The 6,715-nt window shown below is 43.6% G+C and carries 8 protein-coding genes and 2 pseudogenes; 2 read left to right on the top strand and 8 right to left on the bottom strand.

The features are described from left to right. The first annotated feature begins 178 nt into the window (after positions 1-178). Both MiSe_RS46810 and MiSe_RS46805 read left to right on the top strand, forming a co-directional pair. Positions 179-568, top strand: coding sequence for a C6orf136 family protein (locus MiSe_RS46810; RefSeq protein WP_226593872.1), 390 nt, complete (start codon positions 179-181; stop codon positions 566-568). 42 nt (positions 569-610) lie between these two features. After that, complete coding sequence (locus tag MiSe_RS46805; protein WP_226593869.1) at positions 611-1,798, top strand: TRC40/GET3/ArsA family transport-energizing ATPase; 1,188 nt, start codon at positions 611-613, stop codon at positions 1,796-1,798. A gap of 57 nt (positions 1,799-1,855) precedes the next feature. Here the strand turns inward: MiSe_RS46805 and MiSe_RS46800 are convergent. The 8 genes and pseudogenes from MiSe_RS46800 to MiSe_RS46760 all read right to left on the bottom strand — a co-directional run. Next, positions 1,856-3,106, bottom strand: a pseudogene (locus MiSe_RS46800) (Rpn family recombination-promoting nuclease/putative transposase). 71 nt (positions 3,107-3,177) lie between these two features. Continuing rightward, on the bottom strand, positions 3,178-3,696 hold the full coding sequence (locus MiSe_RS46790) for a hypothetical protein (RefSeq protein WP_226593865.1): 519 nt from the start codon (positions 3,694-3,696) through the stop codon (positions 3,178-3,180). Position 3,697: 1 nt separating this feature from the next. Continuing rightward, positions 3,698-3,970, bottom strand: a complete 273-nt coding sequence (locus tag MiSe_RS46785) for a hypothetical protein (RefSeq protein ID WP_226593863.1) — start codon at positions 3,968-3,970, stop codon at positions 3,698-3,700. Positions 3,971-4,059: 89 nt separating this feature from the next. Then, on the bottom strand, positions 4,060-4,221 hold the full coding sequence (locus MiSe_RS46780; protein WP_226593857.1) for a hypothetical protein: 162 nt from the start codon (positions 4,219-4,221) through the stop codon (positions 4,060-4,062). Beyond that, positions 4,218-4,514: a hypothetical protein gene (locus tag MiSe_RS46775; RefSeq protein ID WP_226593840.1), complete on the bottom strand. Its 297-nt coding sequence runs from the start codon at positions 4,512-4,514 to the stop codon at positions 4,218-4,220. Before MiSe_RS46775 ends, MiSe_RS46780 begins: the two co-directional genes overlap by 4 nt. A 62-nt stretch (positions 4,515-4,576) precedes the next feature. Then, on the bottom strand, positions 4,577-4,774 hold the full coding sequence (locus tag MiSe_RS46770) for a hypothetical protein (protein ID WP_226593838.1): 198 nt from the start codon (positions 4,772-4,774) through the stop codon (positions 4,577-4,579). Between the two features lie 232 nt (positions 4,775-5,006). Further along, on the bottom strand, positions 5,007-6,038 hold the full coding sequence (locus MiSe_RS46765; RefSeq protein ID WP_226593836.1) for a hypothetical protein: 1,032 nt from the start codon (positions 6,036-6,038) through the stop codon (positions 5,007-5,009). Positions 6,039-6,120: 82 nt separating this feature from the next. After that, positions 6,121-6,715 (bottom strand): annotated as a pseudogene (locus tag MiSe_RS46760) (hypothetical protein); the annotation flags it as partial.

The following is a 6,715-nucleotide window of genomic DNA, read 5'->3' as shown; positions in this document are numbered from 1 at the left end:
AAAAGGGACAAGGCAGCCAAAAAACTTGGAGGAATGGCACAAAACTGACTGATGCCTTGTCCCTACTGGCAAAAAACAACAAAAAGGGACAAGGCAGCCAAAAAACTTGGAGGAATGGCACAAAACTGACTGATGCCTTGTCCCTACTGGCAAAAAACAACAAAAAGGTACTGGATTAATGGACATTATTGAAATTCTAAAACAGGACTATCAAAGATTTCCAGTTGACCAGACTTACAGCATTTATGCCGAAGATGTGTTTTTTAAAGACCCCATGAACGAGTTTCGGGGAATTGAGCGGTATCAGCAGATGATAGGGTTTATCGGCACTTGGTTTTTGAACCCGAAACTCGATCTGCACGACATTCGCCGCGACGGAGATACGATTTTGACTCGCTGGACGCTGTCGTGGAATACTCCCCTCCCCTGGAAACCCCGCATTTCTATTCCTGGCTGGAGCGAGTTACGACTAAATGGGGATGACTTGATTGTCTCCCACATCGATTATTGGGATTGTTCGCGCATCGATGTTTTGAAACAGCACCTATTTCTCTCAAATAATCGATAAAGTAAAGTAATGTAAACAATTCTCAGGCAGGACAGGGAAATCATGCGTTTAATTCTGATGACGGGGAAAGGAGGAGTGGGAAAAACCTCTGTCGCAGCGGCTACTGGACTTCGTTGCGCTGAACTGGGTTATAAAACGCTCGTTCTCAGTACCGATCCTGCTCATTCGCTGGCGGACAGTTTTGACATGGAACTGGGACACCAAGCGCGACTGGTTCGTCCCAACTTGTGGGGTGCGGAACTGGATGCCCTAATAGAATTAGAACAAAACTGGGGAGCGGTTAAGCGCTACATCACCCAAGTTTTGCAGGCGCGGGGACTCGATGGCATTCAGGCGGAAGAATTGGCAATCTTACCAGGGATGGATGAAATATTCGGCTTGGTACGCATGAAACGCCACTACGATGAAGGCGAGTATGATGTTTTAATTATTGACTCAGCTCCTACAGGGACGGCGCTGCGATTGCTCAGTTTACCAGAAGTTAGCGGCTGGTATATGCGGCGTTTTTATAAGCCGTTTCAAGGCATTTCTGTGGCGCTTAGACCGCTGGTTGAACCTATTTTTAGGCCAATTGCTGGTTTTTCCTTGCCTGATAAAGAAGTTATGGATGCGCCTTACGAATTTTACGAACAAATTGAAGCATTGGAAAAGGTTTTAACCGATAATACTCAAACTTCGGTGCGCTTGGTGACAAATCCCGAAAAAATGGTAATCAAGGAATCTTTACGCGCCCATGCTTACTTGAGTTTGTATAATGTTGCAACAGATTTAGTTGTGGCTAATCGGATTATTCCGAACGAAGTGCAAGATCCTTTCTTCCAGCGGTGGAAAGAGAATCAAAAGGAATATCGTCAAGAAATTTACGATAACTTTCATCCTTTGCCGGTGAAGGAAGTTCCTTTATTTTCAGAAGAAATGTGCGGTTTGGCGGCACTAGATCGGTTGAAGGAATTGCTTTATAAGGATGAAGATCCTAGTAAAGTTTATTACCAAGAAACGACTGTCCGCGTAGTGCAAGAAAAAAATCAGTACAGTTTGGAACTTTACTTGCCGGGAATTGCGAAAGACCAAATTCAGTTGAGTAAGACTGGGGATGAATTGAATGTGAGGATTGGCAATCATCGCCGCAATTTAGTTTTGCCCCAAGCTTTGGCAGCGCTGCAACCTTCTGGTGCGAAGATGGAAGAAGATTATCTCAAAATCCGGTTTGCTGAAGTGGCGAGGGTATAATTAGAAACCGGGTTTCTTGAAGAAACCCGGTTTCTGGGGCGATAAAGTTAACGATTTTCACGAGGTAGTGTTGGATTGCTGGGAATCACCAGAGGAAGAAGGTTGCCCAATAGCATTTATGAGAGTTTGTTTGTTGGGTGATTCTGCTGATGAATTATTAGAAAAAGATGCGATAAGTTGGCGTTTTGCCTCAAGAATTTCAGAGGGATTTTCAGACCAAGCTGAGAGTGCTTGCGAGAGGTATTCGATATTATCTGGTAGAGGAGCAACTAGGTGATATAACTCAGTCAAGTCATCAGGAGAAAAGAGCGAGCGCTGGTCGTTTAACAGTACAATAAAAGCAGCAACATTCTGTTGGCAAGATAAGATAGTTTGGCTCCTAATTTGCTCAGCGGTTTGCTGAACTACTTCCAGAGGCAAATCTAATGCTTGGGCAATTTGCTCCAAACTTAAACCCATTGGCAGCAGTCGCGCTATGGCTTGTAACTTGGCTTGCCGCTCACCTTCTTGTTTACCTTCTTCAGGGCCTTCTTGTTTAGCTTCCTGATAAACTTTAGTTTGTTTGAGTTCGCTTAAACTAAACATAGCTTCAATCTCCTGGCGGCTCTTTTGCGGTAATTTGTAGACAATAATTGTCTCAATTAAATTGATGAGGTTATTCTGAACAACTTCATCGGTTATTTGTTGCTTCGCTTGCTCGACTAAGCTTCTTGCTAGTTGCACCGCCGTTGCTTCAGGCTCAATAACTAGCTTAACAACTCCCACGCCTAGAGAGTTTTCTGCTGCTTGTCCTAATTCATCCAAGTATATTCGTCTCACCGACTCCAAAGTCAGAAGTTGACCAAAGTGCAATGTCTGTTCTCCTTCGGCGCTACGATTGGGATAGATGACGACAATCCGCCAAGGATGGGGTGGCTTGTACTGCCTTAAGTAGAGGAAAAGTTCGCCAAACAAGCGGTAGTAACTCAAGTTGCTAGTTATCTCTCTGGGAGCGGCTAATGGCTAATGGCTAATGGCGAGATTGGTAAAAATCCTATATTAGCAATTAGCAATTAGCAAGCTTGCAACGCGCTTGTTTATAACTAGCAACTTGCGGTAGTATAGGTCTGGATCTGGCTGAAACTGAACTTCAACTAGGTAGAGAGGTTTTTCCGGTTCGTTGGTTGTTGGCAAGAATAAACCGTCCAGACGGAAGGCAAGCTGTTTGACTTCGCGGGACGTGAATTCATAGGCAACTGCTTCATCTGGAGACTGGTTAATCAGTTCAAAGAATCCCCAGTAATTTACTACCGGGGGTAGACCTGCCACGGCACTGGGGGAAGCTCTCCAGCATCAAAGCATGAAATACTTTCACTAATACAACTGGGTTATTTGATTTTTTAAGGTGCAGAAAAAGTCCAGACTTTTAAGTCATAAACCCGTAATTCAACGTATCCGTGTCCAGCATCTTCTGCTCCAATTCGTAAATACCTTCCACTAACCCATGCTGGAACAACTCCTACTTTTTCGAATCGAGTTGGCCTAAATTTAATAGCCCAGGCAGGAATAGATCTCGCAGGCCAAGTATTGGGAGGACTGGGGGTAGGAGAAGCTTCAATAAACCAAATACCTTCACCACGTTCCCATCCTTCTGCCATACGGATACCTATTCGCGCTGCGACTATGTACCTACTATCAACTCCTAAATCGATTTCAAAAAAAGCGCGGTTGGGTCCATCTATTACACACCCCCAACCAGTTGCAGTGTCAGTATATCCATCAGTAATCGCGCTAAGATTGTTTGGTGTAAGCCGATTCCAACCAATGACGCTGACAGAAACGCCCTCTAAGTTCATGGGGGTCAAAAGAGTCGCGCCACGAGTGTTAACAAACAAAACATTTTTATTAATTACCGGCATATTAAGTCTGTGCTACTGCTTCACCAGTACCTTCATAAACAGCTAACGTAGTAGTTCGCCCCGCAGCACAAATGGCATGTAACAGCCTTTTATCCAGGTTTCCCGACTCGATTAAATAAGTTCCTCCATTAGGAGAAAGCATGATTCCTTGTCCATAAACAGGGTCGTTACGGTGGTCTACAGTGACCCACTCGTTGCCCATGTTTATCACATAAAGAACCGTGCGCTCGCTGTGAGCGGCACAAACAAGCGTTGCAGTCGCAGTGACATTCACAGTACTGCTGTTGCTAGCAGCAGTTTCTCAGGGATGAGTAATTCCAGAAAAAGCGGAACCAACATTTGAAATGGACATAAGGATACAGTTCATCGCGATTCTTTTCTGGTGATTTCCTTAACTAATCGTTGATACTCTTCACTAACTACTAACTGGCACTTGGGGATGTAACCATAGGTTTTCTCAAATTCTTCTAGTTGCTTGCTCAAATCAGCAATTAAAACTGCAAATTTTTCCGGTATTTGTATCATGTCAGCCTCGCTAAAATGTCATGGAGTTTTGAAGATAAAGGCGGAGCGATTTCTCCAATAAAGCGGTAAACCGTAATTTGTGCTACTTTGTGCCAGTCAGGTACGGATACGGTTAATCGCCATTGTAAAGCAGCCGTGTCTGGAACAAAAACTATTGGGACAAATAACGGTACGTGCCAAGAAGCTATAGTGGCTAAATCACTTCCCACTGCGTTAATCGCCACCGATTGCCTTATGCAACACCCTCGATACCAATAGGGACGAGCCACGGAATTTTCCCATGCAGCTGCCATGATTCGAGAGCGTTGAAAAATGGGTAACTCAAACTCGCCGATTGGGCGAAAAGCATTTGGTTTTAAATCAGATGGTAGAAGATATTGAGCTTTTTTGTCGGCTGCTGTCTCGGTTTTATTACCAACCAAATCAGCAACAGCTTCATCAAATTTTTGACCCCGCGCATTTCGATGACTGTATCTTGAATAAATTTGACTTCAGCTTTGGCAGAAGAAAGGCTGCTAGCTACATCGTCGCTCTTCTGTATCCCTTGAATCATTCCGTTCAATTTAGTCTGACGTGCAAAAGCTGCATTAATTTGTTTTGTTCAGCAATTCAACGGATTTTCAAACACAACTCCAGCAGCTCTTAATGCGTTGCCTATCTTTCCAGTCATTTGGGATCCTAGTTCCATTATTGAACGAGTTGACTCAATAATGGTTGGGATTGAATTAATTACATTGGCTGCCGCTGGAAAAATGTTATTTAGCTTTTTCGTTTTAGTTGAGTTTTCAGTACCTAAAATACTTGACATAAATGAATCGGCTTGTCGTCCTCAACCCAATTATTTGAAGTCGCGTGTCAAGAATTTCTCCTACAGTTTGGACGACATTGCTACTCAACATCGCTGCCTGCAACAACAGGATAAACGATAGTGCATCCAACAACATGGGTAAGCCCAGCCACTTTGCCCATCTATCAAGTCGCTTTGTTATTTCCTGAAAAATCTCTTGAAGCCTGTTAAAGGTTCGATTGACTGCACTGCCTACATCGTCTAGTTTTGTGCTAACATTGTTAACTGGATCAGCTACATCATCTAATTTATTAGCAACGTTTTGTACGCGGGGTGCAGTAGTGTTTACAGTAGTTCTTACATTGGTTAAACCCTCTGCTAAGTCATCTACTTTAGTCGCTGTAGATTGAAATACGTTAGAAACTGAATTGACTGTGGTCGCTGTTGTTTGAGTGGTGGCGTTTATCGTGTTAATTGGTGGCTTTAATTCGTTAATGTTGGCATTGATTGCTAAGTATGCTTGCGTTACTTGTGCTGGCAGGTTTGTATTTGTTGCCAACACTTGACGCAATGCAACTATAACCAAACTAAAATCGCAAGTCATTCTTTCTCTGTCCTCCCCTTCCTCAATAATTCTCCTGAGTCGGCGATTAATTCTAGGAACAATCTCAATTTCTTGTTCTGGTGGTGGCGGTGAAGGTTGAGAACCAGGCGACCACCTTGAAGAAGGAGTTATTACCTCAATAGGTGCATAAGGCTCGCCAATTGTGTCGGTAACTTGAGCTAATTGGTCTACTCTGCCATTAACAGCCCGTAAATTACCAACCAAAAAATTGCAGCTAGCATAAAAATAATAAACAGAAGGGGATGCAAAATCACTATCTATCAAACCAACCAACAACAAAGTAGCATTAATTGTTCGGATTCTGTCTTGTATAGTTATGAGAGCGTAATCTTCACCAACACTCCCATCAGGAGGCAGTGATAAAGGAGCGCCAGCTGACCATTCCCAACCATTATCAGTAATCAAGCTTGTGCCGACGTATCAAACTGTAATTACATCTGTATCTGCCCAGGACGGATTTATTGGTAAAGTCAAGTTAGGTTCCGGATTAGTCGGCGGAGTCTCTTGATTTTCTGTGGATTTCCAAAATATTTCTAACTCGCCGCCACTGCCGCCAAAGTTCCCTAACAAATCTAATAATTTGGTCGTTAAGAAAGTCGCTAGTTTCATTTAAACCAGGAAAAGCAATATCATTTAAGCCCCGGTTAACTTGCCTTAATTTATCGTTGATTCGACGAGAAGCATCTAGATATTGACGTAAAAGGGGACGCGGCGGTTTTGGTTTTACAGGTGGAGGCTGTAAATTTAAAGGAGATCTCAACCCAGGTGGAGCGAATGGTTCTTTAAATCTGGGTAAATCTTGAGGTCTAGTTCTCTGTTGTTGTGACCCAGACACTGGGGAATTAGATTGAGGTCGCCTTGCCAGTCGCGGGTCAGATATACGACTCCGTGGTCGAGTAGGAACGGGTATAGGTTCTGGTCTTGTAGGAATTTGTTGTCGTAAATTTGGCGGCAATCTTCTTTCGTATTGCTCGTAAATTTGCCTTCTGTATTGCTCATAAGCCCGGTCATATCCTCTTTTGTAAGCCTCTCGTCTTGGCACCGCGCGCGGCAATCTGCCAAAATCCGCTACGGGTCGCCTT

Origin of the sequence: Microseira wollei NIES-4236 (assembly GCF_020521235.1) — a bacterium.
Lineage (GTDB): Bacteria > Cyanobacteriota > Cyanobacteriia > Cyanobacteriales > Aerosakkonemataceae > Microseira > Microseira wollei.
The sequence above is the reverse complement of the archived record's forward strand: the minus strand, read 5'-3'. Positions and strand labels throughout refer to the sequence as shown.